18 protein-coding genes and 1 tRNA gene are annotated in these 20,516 nt (G+C 68.7%); 10 read left to right on the forward strand and 9 right to left on the reverse strand.

From position 1 onward, the window contains the following. The first annotated feature begins 15 nt into the window (after positions 1–15). The 4 genes from ACTWP6_RS04690 to ACTWP6_RS04705 all read left to right on the forward strand — a co-directional run bounded on the left by ACTWP6_RS04690 (position 16) and on the right by ACTWP6_RS04705 (position 4,292). Positions 16–1,635: a LuxR C-terminal-related transcriptional regulator gene (locus tag ACTWP6_RS04690; RefSeq protein WP_443186955.1), complete on the forward strand. Its 1,620-nt coding sequence runs from the start codon at positions 16–18 to the stop codon at positions 1,633–1,635. An 88-nt stretch (positions 1,636–1,723) separates the two neighbouring features. Beyond that, a complete protein-coding gene (locus tag ACTWP6_RS04695; RefSeq protein ID WP_443186956.1) occupies positions 1,724–2,806 on the forward strand; it encodes a class I SAM-dependent methyltransferase in 1,083 nt (360 codons plus the stop codon). Between the two features lie 21 nt (positions 2,807–2,827). Continuing rightward, positions 2,828–3,652 carry a serine hydrolase domain-containing protein gene (locus tag ACTWP6_RS04700; protein ID WP_443186957.1) on the forward strand — a complete coding sequence of 275 codons (825 nt, stop codon included), beginning with the start codon at positions 2,828–2,830 and terminating at the stop codon, positions 3,650–3,652. Positions 3,653–3,779: 127 nt separating this feature from the next. Continuing rightward, on the forward strand, positions 3,780–4,292 hold the full coding sequence (locus ACTWP6_RS04705; protein WP_260753972.1) for a DUF3145 domain-containing protein: 513 nt from the start codon (positions 3,780–3,782) through the stop codon (positions 4,290–4,292). Here ACTWP6_RS04705 and ACTWP6_RS04710 read toward each other — a convergent pair. Then, positions 4,289–5,185 (reverse strand): diacylglycerol kinase, encoded by an 897-nt coding sequence (locus tag ACTWP6_RS04710; protein ID WP_443186958.1) that lies wholly within the window; start codon positions 5,183–5,185, stop codon positions 4,289–4,291. The two genes, ACTWP6_RS04705 and ACTWP6_RS04710, sit on opposite strands and share 4 nt — an antisense overlap. Further along, entirely contained in the window at positions 5,182–6,762 is a 1,581-nt protein-coding gene (locus ACTWP6_RS04715) for an FAD-binding oxidoreductase (RefSeq protein ID WP_443187103.1), read from the reverse strand. The genes ACTWP6_RS04710 and ACTWP6_RS04715 overlap by 4 nt, the downstream gene beginning before the upstream one ends. A 20-nt stretch (positions 6,763–6,782) precedes the next feature. Between ACTWP6_RS04715 and ACTWP6_RS04720 the strand changes: the two genes are divergently transcribed. Next, entirely contained in the window at positions 6,783–7,361 is a 579-nt protein-coding gene (locus ACTWP6_RS04720) for a TetR/AcrR family transcriptional regulator (protein WP_260753967.1), read from the forward strand. Then, positions 7,358–8,896, forward strand: coding sequence for a glycerol-3-phosphate dehydrogenase/oxidase (locus ACTWP6_RS04725; protein WP_443186959.1), 1,539 nt, complete (start codon positions 7,358–7,360; stop codon positions 8,894–8,896). The genes ACTWP6_RS04720 and ACTWP6_RS04725 overlap by 4 nt, the downstream gene beginning before the upstream one ends. 11 nt (positions 8,897–8,907) lie before the next feature. On the opposite strand, the gene ACTWP6_RS04730 is transcribed toward ACTWP6_RS04725, so the two are convergent. The 7 genes from ACTWP6_RS04730 to aceE form a co-directional block, all read right to left on the reverse strand. Beyond that, positions 8,908–10,341 carry an acyl-CoA carboxylase subunit beta gene (locus ACTWP6_RS04730; RefSeq protein ID WP_443186960.1) on the reverse strand — a complete coding sequence of 478 codons (1,434 nt, stop codon included), beginning with the start codon at positions 10,339–10,341 and terminating at the stop codon, positions 8,908–8,910. Between the two features lie 15 nt (positions 10,342–10,356). Next, positions 10,357–11,610 (reverse strand): 3-oxoacyl-ACP synthase KasB, encoded by a 1,254-nt coding sequence (gene kasB, locus ACTWP6_RS04735; protein ID WP_443186961.1) that lies wholly within the window; start codon positions 11,608–11,610, stop codon positions 10,357–10,359. Between the two features lie 29 nt (positions 11,611–11,639). Then, entirely contained in the window at positions 11,640–12,890 is a 1,251-nt protein-coding gene (gene kasA, locus ACTWP6_RS04740; RefSeq protein ID WP_443186962.1) for a 3-oxoacyl-ACP synthase KasA, read from the reverse strand. Then, positions 12,887–13,186, reverse strand: a complete 300-nt coding sequence (gene acpM / locus ACTWP6_RS04745; protein ID WP_067956530.1) for a meromycolate extension acyl carrier protein AcpM — start codon at positions 13,184–13,186, stop codon at positions 12,887–12,889. Before acpM ends, kasA begins: the two co-directional genes overlap by 4 nt. Positions 13,187–13,279: 93 nt before the next feature. Then, on the reverse strand, positions 13,280–14,203 hold the full coding sequence (locus ACTWP6_RS04750) for an ACP S-malonyltransferase (protein ID WP_443187104.1): 924 nt from the start codon (positions 14,201–14,203) through the stop codon (positions 13,280–13,282). Positions 14,204–14,352: 149 nt separating this feature from the next. Continuing rightward, complete coding sequence (locus tag ACTWP6_RS04755; protein ID WP_260753943.1) at positions 14,353–15,636, reverse strand: PucR family transcriptional regulator; 1,284 nt, start codon at positions 15,634–15,636, stop codon at positions 14,353–14,355. 214 nt (positions 15,637–15,850) lie between these two features. Further along, positions 15,851–18,640, reverse strand: a complete 2,790-nt coding sequence (gene aceE, locus ACTWP6_RS04760; RefSeq protein ID WP_443187105.1) for a pyruvate dehydrogenase (acetyl-transferring), homodimeric type — start codon at positions 18,638–18,640, stop codon at positions 15,851–15,853. 240 nt (positions 18,641–18,880) lie between these two features. On the opposite strand from aceE, the gene ACTWP6_RS04765 reads away from it, so the two are divergent. The 4 genes from ACTWP6_RS04765 to ACTWP6_RS04780 all read left to right on the forward strand — a co-directional run bounded on the left by ACTWP6_RS04765 (position 18,881) and on the right by ACTWP6_RS04780 (position 20,498). Next, on the forward strand, positions 18,881–19,384 hold the full coding sequence (locus ACTWP6_RS04765) for a hypothetical protein (protein ID WP_443187106.1): 504 nt from the start codon (positions 18,881–18,883) through the stop codon (positions 19,382–19,384). Positions 19,385–19,520: 136 nt separating this feature from the next. Continuing rightward, positions 19,521–19,913 (forward strand): DUF3052 domain-containing protein, encoded by a 393-nt coding sequence (locus ACTWP6_RS04770; protein ID WP_443187107.1) that lies wholly within the window; start codon positions 19,521–19,523, stop codon positions 19,911–19,913. A gap of 2 nt (positions 19,914–19,915) precedes the next feature. Then, positions 19,916–20,380 (forward strand): peroxiredoxin, encoded by a 465-nt coding sequence (locus tag ACTWP6_RS04775; protein WP_443187108.1) that lies wholly within the window; start codon positions 19,916–19,918, stop codon positions 20,378–20,380. Positions 20,381–20,426: 46 nt separating this feature from the next. After that, positions 20,427–20,498, forward strand: a tRNA-Val gene (locus ACTWP6_RS04780). Positions 20,499–20,516 lie beyond the last annotated feature (18 nt).

Below are 20,516 nucleotides of genomic sequence, written 5' to 3' on the forward strand. Positions count from 1 at the left end.
ACGGTGAATGCTGAGATGCTCACCGACAGCCGACTCGACCTGCTGTCTGCCGCCCGCGAAGCGCACCGGCGGCGGGACTGGGCCGCGAGCTACGAGGCGTTCGAACGGGCCGGGCGGCACGCGCCGCTGCCCACCGACGACCTCGACGCGTTCGCGTTCGCGGCCTGGCGGCTGGGGCACATCAAGGAGTCCAGCCGTGCCGCGGAGCGGGTGTTCACCGAGCTGACCCGCACCGACCCGAATGCCGCCGCGATGAAGGCCAACGACCTGGCACTGGCGTGGCTCGTGCGCGGCGACCTCAACATCGGGCAGGGCTGGATGAGCCGGGCGCGCAGGCTGCTGGCCGCCGCCGAGGAGAGTGTGGCCCACGGCTACCTGGCCTATCTGGACGCCGTCGTCGCGGCGATGACCTACGACCTGGACGCGCTGGCGGAGCACGTGCGGGCGCTGCGGGCGATGAGCGAGCGCCTCGACGCACCCGCGGTGACCGCGCTCGGGCTGATCGCCGCCGGTATCGAAGCGATTGTGCACGCGCGCACCACCGACGGATACGCGCTGATCGACGAGGCGATGCTGCCGCTGCTGGCCGACCAGGTGCCGATCGAGTGGGCCGGAGACATCTACTGCATCGTGCTCCACCACTGCCACAAACTCGCAGATCTGCCCAGGATGCGCTCGTGGACCCAGTCGATGGAGCGGTGTTGCGGGGTGTCGGGATCGGTGCCCTACGGCGGCGTGTGCGATGTGCACCGGCTCCAGGTGCAGGCGGCCGCGGGCGACTACCGGGAGCTCGAGGAGCGGCTGGGTACGGCGAGCCGTGCGCTTGCGGACGTCAACTCGTGGGCCGCCGCCGAGGGCTACTACCAGCTCGGCGAAGTGCGTCGTCTCAAAGGTGAGTTAGACGGTGCGGCAAGGGCTTTCGCGCAGGCGCGGGCGCTCGGCCTGGACCCGCAACCCGGTGAGGCGTTGCTGGCGTGCCGGCGCGGTGACCACGCAGGGGCGTGGACCTCGATCCGCATCGCGCTGGCGGGCAGTGACCGGTTGTCCCGGGTGCCGCTGTTGCGCGCCGCGGTCGAGATCGCGTTGGGCCGGGACGCGCTCGACGAGGCCGAAAGCTATTGCCGGGAACTGGAAACCGATGCGGTCGCATTCGGCACGCCGGGCTTCCTGGCCTGGTCCGCCCACGCCCGCGGTGCCGTGGCGGTGCGTCGCGGAGCGTTCGGCCAGGCGCTGGGACATCTGCAGATCGCGTTGCGCGAGTACCGCCTTGCGCAGTCCCGGTACGAGACGGCCGAAGTGTACGAGTGGATGGCGCTGGCGCGGCGGGGGCTCGGTGACCACGACGGGGCCGCGGCCGATGCGGCGACCGCTGACGCCATCTACGCCCAGCTCGGCGTCGGATCCGCCGGCATCTGCGGAGCGCCGGCCCCGGGTGGACTGACCCGCCGGGAACTCGACGTGCTGACCAGGATCGCCCACGGCGCCACCAACCGGCAGGTCGCCCAGCAGCTGCAGCTGTCCGACAAGACGGTGGGCCGACACCTGGCCAACATCTACGCCAAGCTCGGGGTGAACACCCGCACCGCGGCGGCGAGCTGGGCGTTCCAGCACGGCGTGGCGACCGATGACCGCTGATCTACATCATCTGCACCATCGCCGGACCCCCGAAACGCATGGTTCGACCGATACCGGCCGCGCCGTTGGCGGCCTACCGTTTTCTCCCATGACCACACTGAATGAGAATCCGGCGATCGCCGCCGAGACCACTGAGGGATTCGCCGAACGCGTCGTCGGCTCCATCGACGCCGCCAGCATCGCGATCCTGCTGTCGATCGGCCACCAGACCCGGCTGTTCGACACGATGTCTGACCTGCCGCCGGCCACCAGCACCCAGATCGCCGACGCGGCCGGACTCGACGAACGCTACGTCCGGGAGTGGCTCGGCGGTGTGACGGCCGGCCGGATCGTCGACTATGACGCGGCCGCGCAGACCTATTCGCTGCCGCCGCACCGCGCGGCGGTGCTCACCCGCACCGCCGGCCCGGACAACCTCGCGCGCGTCGCACAGTTCATCCCGCTGCTCGGCGAGGTCGAGCAGAAGGTCATCGACTGCTTCCGTCACGGCGGCGGGCTGTCCTACGCCGAATATCCGCGCTTCCACACCCTGATGGCCGAGGAGAGCGGAGAGGTTTTCGACGCCGCGCTGATCGACGTGATCCTGCCGATGGCCGAGGGAGTTCCGCAGCGCCTGCGCGACGGTGCCGACGCGGCCGACTTCGGTTGCGGCAGCGGTCATGCCGTCAACGTGATGGCGGCGGCGTTCCCGGCCAGCCGCTTCGTCGGTCTCGACTTCTCCGCCGAGGGACTGGCCGCCGGCGCCGCCGAGGCGCACCGGCTGGGGCTCACGAACGCCACGTTCACGCCCACCGACGTCGCCGACTACGACGCGACCGAGGCGTTCGATGTCATCACCGCGTTCGACGCGATCCACGATCAGGCCCACCCGGGCCGGGTGCTGGCCAACATCCACCGCGCGCTGCGGCCGGGCGGGACGTTCCTGATGGTCGACATCAAGTCGTCGAGCCGGGTCGAGGACAACGTCGGGGTGCCGTTCGCGGCGTACCTGTACACCGTGTCGACCATGCACTGCATGAGCGTGTCGCTCGGGCTCGGCGGTGACGGGCTCGGCACCTGCTGGGGTCGGGAGCTGGCGACGTCGATGCTGACCGACGCCGGGTTCGGCGATGTGCAGGTCCGCGAGATCGAGTCGGATCCGATCAACTTCTACTACATCGCCACGAAATAGCCCTCGCTACGCTCGGGAGCGATGAGCGCACTCGAGGTCCTGAGCGACTGGCCGGTCCCCACTGCCGCTGCCGCGGTGGTGGGGCCGTCCGGCGTATTGGCCCGCCACGGCGACACCGGCCACCGGTTCGCGCTGGCCTCGGTGACCAAACTGCTGGTGGCCCGTGCCGCGCAGGTCGCCGTCGAGGAAGGGGCGATCGAACTCGACGGCGACGCCGGCCCGCCGGGCGCGACGGTGCGACACCTGCTGGCCCACACCGCCGGCTACGAGATGAACTCGTCGAAGGTGATCGCGCGGCCCGGCACGCGACGGGTCTACTCCAATCACGGTTTCACCGTGCTCGCCCAGACCCTCGCCGCGCAGTCGTCGATCCCATTCCCCGCCTACCTGGCCGAGTCCGTCTTCGCGCCGTTGCGAATGGGCGACACCACCCTCGACGGCGGGACCGAGGCCGCCGGTTACGGGGTCACCTCCACCGTCGACGATCTGGTGGCGTTCGCCGGCGAGCTGCTCACGCCCGCGCTCGTGTCCGGTCAGATGCACCGTGAGGCGACCAGCGTGCAGTTCCCGGGTCGCGACGGTGTGTTGCCGGGCTTCGGCGTGCAGCGTCCCAACGACTGGGGACTGGGTTTCGAGATCCGCGGCGGCAAATCGCCGCACTGGACCGGGGCCGGCAACTCGCCCCGTACCTACGGTCATTTCGGTCAGACCGGCACGTTCCTGTGGGTCGATCCGGACGCCGCATTGGCGCTGGTCGTGCTCACCGACCGCCGCTTCGGGGAGTGGGCGCACCCGGTGATGCCCGCACTGTCTGATGAAGTCCTAAGAGAGTACGGGCCGGACTAGCGCAACAGGCGTCTCACGAGGCACAATAGACTCGCAAGTCACAACTTCATCCGCACTCGCTCTGTGCCGTTCGGAAACCACCAGGTCGTTGGGGAAGACGTCCCTCGTGGAACCGAAGGAGCAACAGATGCGTGCAGCGAACCAATTCGCCGACGCGACGACGGGCGTGGTGTACATCCACGCGTCGCCCGCGGCGGTGTGCCCGCATGTCGAGTGGGCGTTGTCGTCGACCCTCAATGCGAGGGCGAATCTGAAGTGGACCCCGCAGCCGGCCATGCCCGGTCAACTGCGCGCCGTCACCAACTGGGTCGGTCCGGTCGGCACCGGCGCCGCGCTGGCGAACGCGCTGCGGTCGTGGTCGGTGCTGCGCTTCGAGGTGACCGAGGATCCCAGCCACGGTGTCGACGGGCACCGCTGGTGCCACACGCCGCAGCTCGGGCTGTGGAGCGGCGCGATGAGCGCCAACGGCGACGTGATGGTCGGCGAGATGAGATTGCGCGCGCTGATGGCGTCGGGCGCCGACGTGCTCGCCGCCGAGCTGGACTCGGTGCTGGGCACCGCGTGGGACGATGCGCTGGAGGCGTACCGCGACGGCGGCGAGGGCGCCGAGGTCAGCTGGCTCAGCAGGGGCGTGGGTTAGCCGGGTCGCAGGATCTGCAGCGCGCCCGGCACCGCCGACACCTCCACGGGCAGCGGGCAGACGTACTCACCGTCGGCGTAGGCATTGATACCGGGACAGGCCACCGTGACGGTCCGGGCCCGGGCCGTGCTCACCTCGTCGAGGTGTACGTGGGTGCCTTTGAATACGGTGGGAAAAAGCCGGATCAGCCTGGTCCGCGACGCGGACGCCACCATGGTCACGTCCAGCAGGCCATCGCGCGGGTCGGCGTCCGGACAGATCTTCATCCCGCCGCCGTAACTTCGGGTGTTGCCGAACGCCGCCAGCGTCAGATCGGCGTCCACCTCTCGGCCGTCGAAGCTCAGCCGGAACGGGAGCAGTCGCAGCTTCGAGATCTCGGCGACCATCGCGAGGTTGTAGCGCATCCGGCCGTGCGGCCAGCGCATTCGGTTGGTGCGGTCGGTGACCAGCGAGTCGAAGCCGGCGGCCATCACGGTGCCGAACCAGCGGTCGGTGCCGTCGGCGCCGCGGATACGGCCGAGGTCCACGGTGTCGACGATGCCGTCGACGACGACGTCGGCCGCCGCCTCCGGGTCTCTGGTCGGAATGCCGAACTCGCGGGCATGGTCGTTGCCGGTGCCGGCCGGGACGATGCCGAGGGGGATGCCGGACTGCGCGAGCACCTGCAGTGCCAGTGAGATGATGCCGTCCCCGCCGACGACCACCAGCGCGTCCATGCCGCGCTCGAGCGCTCCTTCGACCAGCTGCCGGGCGTGGGCGGAGTCGCGGCCGGCGATCGCGACGACGTCGACACCGCGGTGGTGGAGTCTGGTGATCGCGCGTTCGGCGGCGTGCGGGGCGCTGCCGTGCCCCGAGGCCGGGTTGGTCAGCACCGTGACCCGGGAGCGGGTCACGGAATCAGCTTGCCCGGGTTGAGGATTCCAGCCGGGTCGAGGGCGGCCTTGACAGCCCGCAGCACCGTCACACCGAGATCGCCGACCTCGGCGCGCATCCACGGCCGGTGATCGGTGCCGACGGCGTGGTGATGGGTGATGGTCGCCCCGGCGCGCACCATCGCGTCGGACGCGGCGGCCTTGGCCGTGCGCCACTGCTCGATCGGATTTCCGCGCTGCGCGGCGACCACGGTGAAGTACAGCGACGCGCCCGTCGGATACACATGCGAAATGTGGCACATCACCAGCGCGGGCGTACCGGATTGGGCCAGCGAGCTCGTCAGCGCCTCGGTGACGGCCGCCTTGACCGCCGGCACGTTGGACCAGTTGGTCGCGGTCTCCAGTGTCTCGCACAGCGCCCCGGCCGACAGCAGCGCGTCGCGCAGGTACGGCGCGTTGAACCGGCCGTGTTCCCAGGCGCGTGCCGGGCCTTCGCCCAGCGACGTACCGCCCCTGGCGGCCAACAGGTCCCGGGTCTCGGCATGTCTGCTCGCGACGTGGGCCTCGGTGCCCTCGAACACCGTGATCGCCAGGCAGCCGCCGGTGCTTGTCTGCTCGCCGATGCTCTCGGTGGTGGCGAGGTTGACCCCCGTCTCGGCCTCGTCGGAGAGCCGGATCACGGTCGGTCCGGTACCGGTCTGGGCGACGGCGCGCAGCGCGTCGGCGCCGGTGGTGAAATCGGGGAACGACCACGCCTCGAACCGGGTGGCCTCCGGCACCGGATGCACCCGCACGCGGACGCGGGTGATGATCCCGAAGCTGCCCTCCGACCCGAGCAGCAGCTGACGCAGGTCCGGGCCTGCTGCCGAAGCCGGCGCCCGCCCGAGGTCGAGGACGCCGGCCGGCGTGACGGCACGCAACCCGCGCACCATGTCGTCGAAACGTCCGTAGCCGGCGGAATCCTGCCCTGACGAGCGGGTCGCGGCGAATCCGCCGATGGTCGCGAAGCAGAAGCTCTGCGGGAAATGTCCCAGCGAGAAGCCGCGCTCGCCGAGCAACCGCTCGGCGTCGGGCCCGGTCAGGCCCGCCCCGAGTTCGGCTTCCCAGGAGACCTCGTCCAGGGAGTGCAGCTCGGCGAGTCGATGCAGATCCACCGACACCACGGCTTTGAAGTCGCCCCGGGCGGGGTCGAGGCCGCCGACGACGCTCGTGCCGCCGCCGAAGGGGACGACCGCGATACTGCGGTCCGAGCAGAACCGCAGGAGTTCGGCGATATTGTCGTCGCCGCCGGGCGCCAGCACCGCGTCCGGGGCGTCCTGCACTCCGAAATCTCTGCGCCGCAACAGATCCAAGGTCGACTTGCCGCCGGCGCGCAGAAGGCGTTCGCGGTCGTCGAGAATCAGGTTTTCTTCGCCGACGATCGCGGCGAGACCGTCCCGGTCGGCCCGGGAGAGCGCCGACGGACGCAACCGAACCTGTTCGAGGGTGGGTTCGTCGACAGGATCGCCGTCGATGCCGAGCGCCTGGCTGAGCAGGGACCGGATACCGGGGGACAGGGGTTTGGCCGCCGCGGGGTCGCCCCACGCATTCCACTGCATCATGAGTTACAGTATTACAGATGATGTCAATCCGTAACTCTGATGCGAGCGTCGAGCAGCGAATCCTCGACGCCGCTGCCGAGTGCATCCTGGCTTTCGGGGTGGAACGGACGACTATGACCGAGATCGCGCGCAGGGCCCGGGTGAGCCGGCCGACGATCTACCGGCGGTGGCCCGACATCCGCTGGGTGATCGCCGAACTGCTCACCGTGCGCATCGCCGGCGTTCTGGAGGCGATCCCGGACCGCGGAGCCGACCGGGAGGCGACGGTGGGACGCGTCGTGGCCGTGGCAGACCATTTGCGCGCCGACGTGATCGTGCAGTCGGTGATCCGCAACGCGCCGGGCCTGGCGATGACCTACATCGCCGACCGACTCGGCACCAGCCAGCAGATTCTCATCGACGCACTGGCCGAGGCGATCAAAGCCGGTCAGGACGACGGCAGTATCCGAGCCGGGGATCCGCGCGGGATGGCCGCGATGTGCCTGCTGATCACCCAGTCGACGATCCAGTCGGCGCAGATGGTCGCCGAGTTGCTGGACAACGACGCACTCAACCGCGAGCTGGCACTCTCTCTGAACGGATATCTGAAACCATGAGTGGCGCAACTGCTTTGAACGCCGCACGCCGGGCCGCCGAACTCGCGCAGCTCGGGGAAGGCGCGCCCGTCGACCTCGTCGTGATCGGCGGCGGCATCACCGGCGCGGGTATCGCGCTCGACGCGGCGACACGCGGGCTGTCGGTGGTGCTGGCGGAGCGACACGACCTCGCGTTCGGCACCAGCCGCTGGAGCTCCAAACTCGTGCACGGCGGGCTGCGGTACCTGGCCAGCGGCAACGTGGGCATCGCCCGGCGCAGCGCCGTGGAACGCGGAATCCTGATGACCCGCAACGCGCCCCACCTCGTACATGCGATGCCGCAGCTGGTTCCGCTGCTTCCGTCGATGAACACGGCGTCCCGCGCGTTGGTCCGGTTCGGCTTCGCCGCCGGCGACGGTCTGCGCAGGCTGGCAGGCACCCCGGCGGACACGCTGCCCAGGTCGCGTCGGATCGACGCGCACCGCGCCGTCGGTTTGGCTCCGACCGTCGCGCGGAAAGGGCTCGACGGAGCGCTGCTCGCCTACGACGGACAGCTGATCGACGACGCCCGGCTGGTCACCGCCGTGGCGCGTACCGCCGCCCAGCACGGCGCCCGGGTACTCACCCGGGTCGCGGCGTCGGACGCGTTCCGCGACGCGGTGACGCTCACCGACAGCACGACGGGGGAATCCCTGCGGGTGTCGGCCCGCGCTGTCGTCAACGCGACGGGTGTCTGGGCGGGGGAGGTCGACGACTCGATCAAACTGCGCCCGAGCCGCGGCACGCACCTGGTGTTCGACGCCGCGAAATTCGGCAATCCGGTTGCCGCGCTGACAGTTCCGATTCCGGGCGAGATCAACCGGTTCGTGTTCGCGATGCCCGAACAACTGGGCAGGGTGTACCTGGGGCTGACCGACGAGGATGCCCCCGGCCCGATTCCGGACGTGCCGGAGCCCACCCCTGGGGAGGTCAGGTTTCTGCTGGACACGGTCAACACGGCGCTGGATGCGGCGCTGACAGAGGCGGACGTGATCGGCGCCTACGCAGGCCTTCGTCCGCTCATCGACACGGGAGCCGGCAGGACGTCCGACATCTCCCGCGAGCACGCGGTCACCGAGTCGCCGTCGGGCGTGCTCACCGTCATCGGCGGCAAGCTCACCGAATACCGGTACATGGCCGAGGATGTCGTCGACCGTGCGGTGCAGCTGCGCGGGCTTGCCGCGGGCGTGTGCCGCACCCGCAACCTGCCGCTCGTCGGCGCACCCGCCAATCCCGTTGCCACGCTGCGATCTTCGACCGAGCTGCCCGGTTCGCTGGTGGCGCGGTACGGCGCCGAAGCACCGAACGTGATCGCCCGGGCCACCTGCGAGCGGCCCACCGATCCGGTCGCCGACGGCATCGACGTGATCAGGGCCGAATTCGAGTATGCGGTCACCCACGAAGGGGCGCTCACCGTCGACGACATTCTGGACCGCCGCACCAGGATCGGGTTGGTGGCCCCAGATCGCGAGCGTGCCATGGCCGCCGCCGAGGAGATGCTGTCGCCGGCCCGCTGAAACTCGCCCGGTTACAGCGGGATGTTCTTGTGGCGGCCGCGGCGCAGCGGCGCCTCGGCCAGCGCCTGCGTCAGCTTCGAGCGGGTGTGCGCGGGGTCGATCTTCTCGTCAACCACGCCGATCTCGATCGCGGAATCGACACCGCCGGCGATCTTCTCGTGCTCGATGGCCAGCGCCTCGTGCAGCGACTCGCGCTCCTCGGGGGCGGCGGCGGCCAGCTTCTTCTTGTGCAGGATGCCGACCGCGGCCTTGGCGCCCATCACGGCGACCTCGGCCTCGGGCCACGCGAACACCTTGGTGGCGTTCAGCGACCGCGAGTTCATCGCGATGTAGGCGCCGCCGTAAATCTTGCGGGTGACCAGCGTGACGCGCGGCACCGACGACTCACCGAACGCGTGCAGCAGCTTGGCGCCGCGACGGACCACCCCGCCCCACTCCTGGTCCACACCGGGCAGGTAGCCGGGCACGTCGACGATGACCACCAGTGGGATGCCGAACGCATCGCACAGCCGCACGAAACGGGCTGACTTCTCCGCGCTTTCGGAGTTCAGGCAGCCGCCCAGGCGCAGGGGGTTGTTGGCGATCACACCAACGGTGCGGCCGGCCAGCCGGCCCAGGCCCACGACGATCGACGGCGCCCAGCGGGACTGGAACTCCTCGAACGGGACACCCTCGTCGAGCAGAGCCTCCACGAGCGGATGCACATCGTAGGCGCGCCGCGCCGACTCGGGCAGCAGCGCCTTGAGGTCGGTGTCGCCTGCTTCGGCCTTGCTGCGGTCGAAATGACCCTGCTGGCAGAACAACCCGACCAGACGACGGCCGCGCTGGTAGGCGTCGAGCTCATCGTCGGCCACGATGTGGCACACGCCGGACTTCTTGTGATGGGCCTCCGGGCCGCCCAGGGACACCATGTCGACGTCCTCACCGGTCACGCTGCGCACCACGTCCGGGCCGGTGACGAACACCTTGCTGTCGGGGGCCATCACGATCACGTCGGTGAGCGCAGGGCCGTACGCGGCACCGCCGGCGGCGAAACCGACCACCACCGAGATCTGCGGGATGTAGCCGGAGGCCCGGATCATCGCCTCGAACACCAGGCCGACCGCGTGCAGCGCCTTGACGCCCTCGGCCAGCCGCGCGCCGCCGGAGTGCCAGATGCCGACGATCGGGCTCTGCTCCTCGATCGCGACGTCGTAGGCGTCGACGATGTGCTTGCAGCCGTCGACGCCCATGGCGCCGCCCATCACGGTGCCGTCGGTGCAGAACGCGATGGTGCGCACACCGTTGACGGTGCCCGCGGCGGCCAGCACACCGGACTTGTCCCGCTGGTGCAGTGGCTCGACGCTGCCGTCGTCGAAGAAAGTGGACAGGCGCAACAGCGGGTCGCGCGGGTCGAGCGATTCGTTGACTGCTTCGGGGGCCAGCCCGTTCTCCAGGGTCGTCATGTGTTCTCCTGCTTGTCAGTACTTCCCGAAGGCGAGTGCGACATTGTGCCCGCCGAATCCGAATGAGTTGTTGATCGCGTACTCGTAATTGCCCGGCCGCGGTGAACCTGCGACCACGTCGAGGTCGATCTCGGGATCAAGATTCTTCAAGTTCAGCGTCGGCGGGATGATCCCGTCCCGCAACGCCTGCACGGTCAGGATCGACTCGACCGCGCCGACCGCCCCGACCGAATGGCCGAGCGCGGATTTGGGGGCGTAGACCGCCGGGCGGTGACCGCCCATCGCATTGTTGATGGCCTTACCCTCGGCCACATCGCCGACGCTGGTGCCGGTGGCGTGCGCGTTGACGTGGTCGATGTCGGTGGGTTCGAGGCCCGCGAGCTGGATGGCACGCGTCATCGCGTAACCGGCTCGTTCACCGTTCGGATCGGGCGCCACCATGTGGTAGCCGTCGGAGGTGATGCTCGCACCCATCAACCGGGCCAGGATTTTCGCGCCCCGAGCTTTGGCGTGCTCCTCGGTCTCGATGACCAGCACCGCGCCGGCCTCCCCGAACACGAACCCGTCGCGGTCCTTGTCGAAGGGGCGGCACGCGCCGGCGGGGTCGTCGTTGTTGGTCGACATCACGATCCGCATCTGTGCGAAACCGGCGATCGGCACCGCCTCGATGCGCTGCTCGACGCCTCCACAGATCGCGATGTCCGCCTCGCCGAGCACGATGTTGCGCCACGCCTGGGCGATGCCCTCGGAGCCGGACGCGCACGCCGACACCGGAGTCACCACACCGGCTTTGGCGCCGCGTTCCAAGCCGATCACGGCCGACGGGCCGTTCGGCATGTACATCTGCACGGCCAGCGGGGACACGGCGCGCACGCCCTGCTCCCGCATGCCGTCATAAGCGAACACCAGAGCTTCGGCGCCGCCGAGGCCGGTTCCGATCGACACCATCAACCGCTCGGTGTCCACCTCGGGGGAGCCGGCGTTCTCCCACACCCGCCTGCCGAGCACGGTCGCCATCCGCTGCGGATAGGACATGCGCCGCAGTTCGACCGTGTCCAATTCGGACTCGAAGTCCTCCAGCAGGTGACCGCCGATGCGGACCGGAAGGTCGAACTCCTCGACGAACGGATCCTCGAGCCTGCGGATTCCGCTCTGACCGTCGAGGAGCGCCTTCCAGGTCCCTTCAGCGTCAGTGGCCACGCTGGTGGACATCGCGATACCGGTGACGACGACGTCGGGCAGCCCGTTACCTGTTGTCGGCGAAACCATGCTGATTCGCGAGTCCTCTCTCGATCGGATCAGTAACGACCGAAGGCCAGAGCCACATTGTGGCCGCCGAAACCGAACGAGTTGTTGATGGCGTACTGGTAGTCGCCATACCGTGGCTCGCCCGCGACGACATCGAGATCGATCTCGGGGTCCGGTGTCTCGTAGTTCAGTGTCGGCGGGATGACCCCGTCGCGCAGCGCGAGCACCGTCAACAGGGACTCGAGAGCACCCACGGCGCCGATCGAGTGACCCAGAGCCGACTTCGGCGCATACACCGCGGCGTGCTCCACACCGGCGACGCGGATGGCATTGGCCTCCGCGGTGTCACCGATCGGGGTAGCCGTGGCGTGCGCGTTGACGTGCGAGATGTCCTTGGGGGACAGCCCGGCGGTCTCCACCGCCCGCTTCATCGCCGCGCCGGCACGCTGGCCGTCCGCGGCCGGGGCCACCATGTGGAACGCGTCCGAGGTGATGCCCGCGCCCATCAGGCGGGCCAGCGGCTTGGCGCCACGGGCCAGGGCATGCTCCTCGGTCTCGATGATCATCATCGCGCCGGCCTCGCCGAACACGAACCCGTCGCGGTTCTTGTCGAACGGCCGCGAAGCCCCGGCGGGATCGTCGTTGCGCGTGGACATGGCGCGCATCATCGAGAACGCCGCGATGGGCAGTGCCTCGATGCCGCCTTCCACGCCGCCGACCACGGCGAAGTCCGCATCACCCATAACGATCTGACGCCAACCGTGGGCGATGGCCTCCGACCCGGACGAACACGCCGACACCGGGGTGATGACCCCGGCGCGGGCGCCCAGCTCCAGGCCGGCGACCGCCGCCGCGCCGTTGGGCATGATCATCTGCACCGCGAGCGGGGAGACCTTGCGGGGCCCGCCCTCGTTCATCGCGTCGTAGGTCTCGACGATCTTCTCGCCGCCGCCCAGACCGGTGCCGATGATCACGGCGAACCGGTCCGGGTCGACCTCGGGCTTGCCCGCGGTCTCCCAGAGCCGGCCGGCCAGCAACTTCGACATGCGCTGCACGTAGGACATGCGGCGCATGTCGATGCGCGTCATGTGGCTGTCGACGTTGTCGACGAGGTGGCCGCCGATGCGCACCGGCAGGTCCCACTTGTCGACGAAGTCGTCCTCCAGAATCCGGATGCCGCTCTCGCCTGCCAGCAGGCCCTTCCACGTGCTCTCGATATCTGCGGCAAGCGCTGTGGTGGCCTCGACGGCGGTCACCACAACGCTGGGGAAACCGCCGTTAGCAGTGGAAGGACGGGTCACTTGTCACCCGTGATCTGGGCCCGAATGGCCGCGGCGGCCTCGGGGTTCTCTTCCTCGAGCTTCTGGATGTAGGCGACGACGTCGCCGACGGTGCGCAGGCCGGCGAGGTCCTCGTCGGGGATCTTCACGCCGTACTTGTCCTCGGTCTGCACGGCGATCTCCACCATCGACAGCGAGTCGATGTCCAGGTCGTCGACGAACGACTTCTCCGGAGTCACCTCGGAGGGCTCGATACCGGTGACCTCTTCGATGATCTCGGCGAGACCGGCGATGATTTCTTCCTGAGTGGCGGGCACAGTGGCTCCTTCTATTTATCGGGTGTTACTTCGAACGACTGAAACGGACGATGAAACTGTCTGTACTTGTGTAACTGGACGACGCGCGGGTGCTCAGAAAGCGCCAGCGAGCCCGTCCAGATCAGCGGGGGACTTGACGGCGTGCGTCGGCGTCCCCCGAAGTTCGCGTTTGGCGATGCCGGTCAGGGTCCCTGCGGGCGGGAACTCGACGATCGCCGTGACACCCTGCTCCTTCATGGAGCCGGTGCACAGGTCCCAGCGCACGGGCCGGGTCATCTGGGCGACGAGCTTGGCCATCGCATCGGCACCCGAGGAGACCGGGCGGCCGTCGGCGTTGGACAGTAGCGTGACGCGCGGCTCGCGGGGATTGATCCGGTCGGCGACCGCGGTGTACTCGGCGAGCGCCGGCGCCATGTAGCGGGTGTGGAACGCACCGGCGGTGGCCAGCGGACGCACCCGGGCGCGGGCCGGCGGATCCTCGGCGAGCTTCTCCAGGGCGGCGAGCGCGCCCGCGGCGACGATCTGGCCGGCGGCGTTGCGGTTGGCCGGGACGAGGTCCAGAGCTTCCAGCCGCGCGAGCACCTCGGCCTCGTCACCGCCCAGAAGCGCCGACATGCCGGTGGGCTCCAGCGCGCAGGCCTTGGCCATCTCCTTGCCACGGGTGGCGGCGAGCGAAACGGCTTCGTCGGCGGTGATCACGCCGGCGATGGCGTAGGCGGCGATCTCACCGACCGAGTGGCCGGCGGCGATGACCTCGACCGGGCCTTCGAGCCCGTAGTTCTCGCCGCGCTTGCTCAGTTCTTCGTAGGCCAGCAGCGTGGCGGCGACGACCAGAGGCTGGGTGACCGCGGTATCGGTGATCTGCTCGGCCGTCGCGGTGGTGCCGAGTGTCGCCAGATCGAGTCCGCTGATCTGCGACCATGCCTCGATACGCTCAGCGGCGCCGGGCAGCTCCAGCCACTCGGCGAGCATGCCGGGGGTCTGCGAACCCTGTCCGGGCGCGAGGAATGCGAGCACAGTCGTCTGAGGCACGTCTCTAAGAGAACATTGTGAAGACGGATTTGAACGGTGTAAGAGATTATGAACCTCGTCTTATGTTTTTGTAGGTAGTCCACAAATCCGCATGTGATGCGACTCCATCGAGACCTCGCCGCAACCTGTTATCCCTAAGAGATGCCTCCAGGTGTGACGGAGCCAACACCGGTGACCTGCTCGGATCCCACCGCGGAGACGGCTGTCGACTGCGCATGACGGTTCAACCGACCCACCGAGGAAGCCACCCGCAGCACATAGGCGTCGCGCGGAATCGTCGGGTCGCGGCCGGTGAAGTCGGCGATCCGCTTCAACCGGTACCGCACGGTATTTGGATGAACGAACAATTTGCGTGCGCAAGCTTCTATGGCGCCGCCGGAGTCAAGGTAGGCGTCGAGCGTCTCCACCAGCGCAGGGCCGGCGTCCGACAGCGGCCGCATCACGTCGGCTTCCAGCGCGGCGGCCGCGTTCGCATCGCCGAGCAGCGCGCGTTCGGGCAGCAGCTCCCGCGCGGCCACCGGACGCGGGGCGCCGGCCCAGCCGGCGACGGCGTTCATCCCGGCGATGGCCTCGGTGGCACTGCGGTGGGCGGCGCCGAGTGTGGGGGCGGTCGGGCCGATCACGACCGGGCCCTCGGCGAAGACCTTCATCAGATCCGACAGGAACCGGTCCGTCGGCGACAGACCGCCCGACACGACCGCGACCAGCCACGTGCCGTGCACATCGGACAACGCCGCGCGCCCGTTGCGGGCCGCCACGTCACGCACGTCGTCACCGGCGAATTCCATCCGGTCCGGGCGTGGCATGCCCACGATGACCGTGGCCGGCGCGGTCGCGTCCCAGTTGAGCGCGGCTGCCTGCGACTGCAGTTCGGTTCCGGTACCGCCGCGGACCACCGCGTCGACGAGATTGGCCTCCATCCGGGTGTCCCACGCGCCGCGCGCCTCGGCCTGGTCGGCGTAGGCGGTGGCGGCCGCGAACGCCAGGTCACGGCTGTACCGCAGGATGCCGGCCGTCAAGGCGGTGAGCTGCTCCTCGGAACGGGCCAGCAGCGGCACCACTTCTTCGAAGAACTCCATGGTCACGCGAACCATCTCCACCGACTGGCGCAGCGCGATCCGCCTGCGCAGATCCTGTGGCACCACCTCAAAGGCCTGGGCGGTGTAGCTGACGTCGCTGCGCGGGTCGCGCATCCACTCGACGAAGTTCACCACCGCGGTCTGCACCACCAACTGGACGCTGGCGCGCTGGTTGGCTTCGAGCGCGGCGAAGAACGGCAGCCGCTCCTCCATCACGTGCACGGCCTCGGTCGCCAAACGGCCCGAATACTGCTTGAGCCGGCGCAGCGCCGACTCCGGCACGCTTTCCAGCACGTCGACGGTCGAGCGCGGCGGGATGAACCGGTTGTTGTCAACCATCCCTAAAATCTACGCCTGGTTTTGGCGGAAACCTCTAACCAACTACGCGACTCCGGGTCCGATGTCGTCGCTACGCGACTCCGGGTCCGATGTCGTCGCTACGCGACTCCGGGGTCCGATGTCGTCGCTACGCGACTCCGGGGTCCGATGTCGTCGCTACGCGACTCCGGGGTCCGATGTCGTCGCTACGCGACTCCGGGGTCCGATGTCGTCGCTACGCGACTCCGGGGTCCGACGTCTGCTCCGGCGCCGCCAGCACATTGTCGATCTCGTACTTCCGCGCCGCCTCGACCGCCACCGAGATGTCGATGTTGCCGTCGCGAGCCAGACCTTCGAGCACGCCGACGACGATCGACTCGGCGTCGGTGTTGAAATAGCGCCGGGCCGCGGGCCGGGTGTCGGAGAAGCCGAAGCCGTCCGTGCCCAGGGTGATGAAGGTGCCCGGCACCCAGGGCCGGATCTGCTCGGGCACCGCCCGCATCCAGTCCGACACCGCGACGACGGGTCCGGTGGCCTCGGCCAGCGCCTTGGTGACATACGGCGTCTGCGCGGGCCGGTCGGGATGGCGCAGCTTCTCCTTCTCGATGGCCACGCCGTCGCGGTTGAGCTCACCCCAGCTGGTCACCGACCAGATGTCGGCGGCGACGTCCCATTCCTCGGCCAGCATCTCGGCGGCCTTCAGCGCCGACGGCATCGCCACACCGGAGACCAGAATCTGCGCGGTGTTGGTGCGCTTCTCCGGCGCGGCCTGGTACCGGTACATGCCGCGCAACAGACCGTCGACGTCGATGCCCTCAGGCTCGGCCGGCTGTACGTAGGGCTCGTTGTAGATCGTCATGTAGAAGTAGACGTTCTCCGGGTTCTCGCCGTACATGCGGGCCAGGCCGCTCTCGATGATGTAGGCGATCTCGTAGGCGAACGCCGGGTCGTAGGCCACCACGGCCGGGTTGGTCGCCGCCAGCAGCAGCGAGTGGCCGTCAGCGTGCTGCAGGCCCTCGCCGACCAGCGTCGTGCGGCCGGCCGTCGCGCCCAGCAGGAACCCGCGGGCCATCTGATCGGCCGCCGCCCACAGGCCGTCACCGGTGCGCTGGAACCCGAACATCGAATAGAAGATGTAGACCGGGATCATCGGTTCGTTGTGGGTGGCATACGACGTGCCCACCGCGGTGAACGACGCGGTCGACCCGGCCTCGTTGATGCCTTCGTGCAGGATCTGGCCGACTTCGCTCTCCTTGTAGGCCAGCATCAGCTCGGCGTCCACGGCCGTGTACAGCTGCCCGTTGCGGTTGTAGATCTTCAGGCTCGGGAACCAGGAGTCCATCCCGAAGGTGCGGGCCTCGTCGGGGATGATGGGAACGATTCGCGGCCCGATGTTCTTGTCGCGCAACAGTTCTTTGAACGTACGTACGGTCGCCATGGTGGTGGCGACCTCCTGCTTGCCCGACCCCTTCTTCAGGGCCTTGTAGGTGTCGTGGCCGGGCAACGTCAGCGCCTTGCTCTTGGTCCGCCGTTCCGGCAGGAAGCCGCCTAGGGCGCGCCGGCGGTCGAGCATGTAGCGGATCTCCGGCGCCTCCGGGCCCGGGTGGTAGTACGGCGGCAGGTAGGGGTCGTTCTCGAGTTGCTCGTCGGAGATCGGGATGCGCTGGGCGTCGCGAAAGTCCTTGAGGTCCTGCAGCGCAAGCTTTTTCATTTGGTGCGTGGCGTTGCGGCCTTCGAAGTGCTTGCCCAGCGTGTAGCCCTTGATGGTCTTGGCCAGGATCACCGTGGGCTGACCCTTGTGCTCCATTGCCGCGTGGTAGGCGGCGTAGACCTTGCGGTAGTCGTGACCGCCGCGCTTGAGGTTCCAGATCTCCTGGTCGGTCATGTTCTGGACGAGCGCCTTGGTGCGCGGGTCCCGGCCGAAGAAGTGGTCGCGGACGTAGGCCCCGTCGTTGGCCTTGTAGGTCTGATAGTCCCCGTCGGGGGTGGTGTTCATCAGGTTCACGAGCGCGCCGTCGCGGTCGGCGTGCAGAAGCGCGTCCCACTCGCGGCCCCACACCACCTTGATGACGTTCCAGCCCGCGCCGCGGAAGAACGACTCCAGCTCCTGGATGATCTTGCCGTTGCCGCGCACCGGGCCGTCGAGGCGCTGCAGGTTGCAGTTCACCACGAAGGTCAGGTTGTCGAGGCCCTCCAGCGCGGCGACGTGCGCCAGGCCGCGGCTCTCGGGCTCGTCCATCTCGCCGTCGCCCAGGAACGCCCACACGTGCTGATTGGAGGTGTCCTTGATGCCCCGGTCGTGCAGGTAGTGGTTGAACCGCGCCTGATAGATCGCGTTCATCGGGCCCAGGCCCATCGACACGGTCGGGAACTCCCAGAAGTCCGGCATCAGCCGCGGGTGCGGATAGGACGGCAGCCCGCCGCCGGGATGGCTGTGCTCCTGGCGGAAGCCGTCGAGTTTGTCCTCGGTGAGCCGGCCCTCGAGGTAGGCCCGCGCGTAGATACCGGGGGAGGCGTGGCCCTGGATGAAGATCTGGTCGCCGCCGCCGGGATGGCTCTTGCCGCGGAAGAAGTGGTTGAAGCCGACTTCGTAGAGCGCCGCCGACGACGCGTACGTCGAAATATGGCCACCCACACCGACTCCCGGGCGCTGTGCGCGGTGCACCATGATCGCGGCGTTCCACCGGATCCAGGCGCGGTAGCGGCGCTCGACGTCCTCGTCGCCGGGGAACCAGGGTTCCAGCTCGGTCGGGATCGTGTTGACGTAGTCGGTGGAGGTCAGTGCCGGGATCGCGACGCGCTGCTCACCGGCACGCTCGAGCATGCGGAGCAGCAGATAGCGGGCACGGGCCGGACCGGACCGGTCCAGCAGGTCGTCGAAGGACTCCAGCCACTCGCCGGTCTCTTCGGGGTCGATGTCCGGCAGATACGACGCGACGCCTTCTCTGATCACGCGAACCCGGTCGGGTTCTGCTGCGCTGCCGGAGTTTTGGGCCAGGTCCTGGCGCACGAACTCGGTGGTCAACATCCGCTCCTTGTTAGGCGGTTTAAACACGTCCGCTTCGGCTCGGTGGGTTACCTTGCTTCCCGCGTACGCGGCTTTCCATCCTTGTCTAATCCTGCCCGATGCGCACTAGCGGGTCCGAAGTGCCGGGTGAACCGGCAGCCGACCCGGTAACGTCTGCAGACCGTGCTGATCGGTCGGTGGGGCGTCCGCACCGTGCGGCTCGCCGCATCGGTGACCGGCGCGTTGGCCGCGCTGGCGATGATCGTTGTGGGGTGCACCAGCGTCACCGACGGCGACGCCGCGGTCGCCGAGGGGGATGCGCCGCTGTACCGGGCGTCGGTGTCGGCGTCGATCGAGGAGTCCGCGGCCAGTTCCAGCGCCCGCGAGTCCCAGCGGCAGGCGTCGCTGACCGTCGAGGCCGTCCGCACCTCGTGCGAGGCGATGAGCTCCAGCAGCGCCGAGGCCATCGGTGCGGTCAACACCTACGTCGACGCGTTCAACAACAATCCCGCCGACATCGGCCGCACCGCCGGTCCGGCCGTCGACGCGCTCAACCACAGCGCCGACCTGGTCGCCGGCAGCCTCTCGGACCCGCTGACCCCGGAGCTGCGCGACGCGCTGAACAGCTGGGTCGATGCAGCCAGGGGCGTGGCGACGTCGATCGCGGGCAACTACGGAACCGACGAATTCAACGCCGCGATCGAGCGGTTGAACGCCTCCAAGACCACCGCGTTGGACCGATGCGACGCGGCATACCGATGAACCTGCCGCTACATGGCTTGCTGTGAGCGCTGGGCATGCGACGATAGGACTTCGAACGTGACCGAGCGCACGGTGCGCCAACGCGGCTGAAGGAGGACCGACGGTGTCGGCGGGTGATCCCCCGAACTACGCCCGAATGCTGGGCATCCACAAAGATCAGGTTGTGCAGGAGGTGGGCTGGGACGAAGACACCGACGACGACATCCGGGCCGACATCGAGGACGAGAGCGGCAACGACCTACTCGACGAAGATGCCGACGAAGTCGTCGACGTGGTGCTGCTGTGGTGGCGGGACGGTGACGGCGACCTTGTCGACACCCTGATGGATGCCATCACCCCGCTCGCCGACGACGGTGTCATCTGGGTGGTCACCCCGAAGACGGGCAAGCCCGGACACGTGCAGCCCGCCGAGATCGCCGAGTCCGCTCCGACTGCGGGCCTGATGCAGACCTCGTCGGCCAACCTCGGCGACTGGATCGCCAGCCGGTTGGTACAGCCGAAATCCAAGGCCGCCGGCAAGCGCGGCTAGTGATGCTCTCCGTCGGCCAAACCGCACCGGAGTTCACGCTCAAGGACCAGAACAACCAGCCGGTGACGCTGGGCGCTTTCCGCGGCACGAAGAACGTCGTGCTGGTCTTCTTCCCGTTGGCGTTCACCGGGGTCTGTCAGCGTGAGCTCGACGAAATCCGGGACCACATCGGTGATTTCGTCAACGACGAGACCGCGACGCTGACCGTCTCGGTGGGCCCGTCGCCGACACACAAAATGTGGGCCACCGACCGCGGCTACCGGTTTCCGGTCCTGTCGGACTTCTGGCCGCACGGCGAGGTCAGCCAGGCTTACGGGGTGTTCAACGACGCGTCCGGGTTCGCCAACCGCGGCACCTTCGTCATTGACCGTGCCGGGATCATCCGCTTCGCCGAGTGCAAGGAGCCCGGCGAGGTCAGGGATCAGGCGGTGTGGACCCAGGCGCTGGAGGCGTTAAACACGAACTGACGGAATTTCCGGTTGGGCGGCTGCGCCGTGTAGCCTGCCCGGGATCGGGCGCGTAGCTCAGTGGTAGAGCTCTGGTTTTACACACCAGCGGTCGGCGGTTCGATACCGTCCGCGCCCACCGAAGTTATTGCAGGTC

This window comes from Mycobacterium sp. 4D054, from assembly GCF_052245755.1.
Classification (GTDB): Bacteria; Actinomycetota; Actinomycetes; order Mycobacteriales; family Mycobacteriaceae; genus Mycobacterium.

Bases quoted from the DNA above. Each gene is read 5' to 3' on its own strand.
- ACTWP6_RS04690 (WP_443186955.1), top strand. From the start codon at position 16: ATGCTCACCGACAGCCGACTCGACCTGCTGTCTGCCGCCCGCGAAGCG.
- ACTWP6_RS04695 (WP_443186956.1), top strand. From the start codon at position 1,724: ATGACCACACTGAATGAGAATCCGGCGATCGCCGCCGAGACCACTGAG.
- ACTWP6_RS04700 (WP_443186957.1), top strand. From the start codon at position 2,828: ATGAGCGCACTCGAGGTCCTGAGCGACTGGCCGGTCCCCACTGCCGCT.
- ACTWP6_RS04705 (WP_260753972.1), top strand. From the start codon at position 3,780: ATGCGTGCAGCGAACCAATTCGCCGACGCGACGACGGGCGTGGTGTAC.
- ACTWP6_RS04715 (WP_443187103.1), bottom strand. From the start codon at position 6,762: ATGCAGTGGAATGCGTGGGGCGACCCCGCGGCGGCCAAACCCCTGTCC.
- ACTWP6_RS04720 (WP_260753967.1), top strand. From the start codon at position 6,783: ATGATGTCAATCCGTAACTCTGATGCGAGCGTCGAGCAGCGAATCCTC.
- ACTWP6_RS04725 (WP_443186959.1), top strand. From the start codon at position 7,358: ATGAGTGGCGCAACTGCTTTGAACGCCGCACGCCGGGCCGCCGAACTC.
- ACTWP6_RS04730 (WP_443186960.1), bottom strand. From the start codon at position 10,341: ATGACGACCCTGGAGAACGGGCTGGCCCCCGAAGCAGTCAACGAATCG.
- kasB (WP_443186961.1), bottom strand. From the start codon at position 11,610: ATGGTTTCGCCGACAACAGGTAACGGGCTGCCCGACGTCGTCGTCACC.
- ACTWP6_RS04755 (WP_260753943.1), bottom strand. From the start codon at position 15,636: ATGGTTGACAACAACCGGTTCATCCCGCCGCGCTCGACCGTCGACGTG.
- ACTWP6_RS04765 (WP_443187106.1), top strand. From the start codon at position 18,881: ATGATCGTTGTGGGGTGCACCAGCGTCACCGACGGCGACGCCGCGGTC.
- ACTWP6_RS04770 (WP_443187107.1), top strand. From the start codon at position 19,521: ATGCTGGGCATCCACAAAGATCAGGTTGTGCAGGAGGTGGGCTGGGAC.
- ACTWP6_RS04775 (WP_443187108.1), top strand. From the start codon at position 19,916: ATGCTCTCCGTCGGCCAAACCGCACCGGAGTTCACGCTCAAGGACCAG.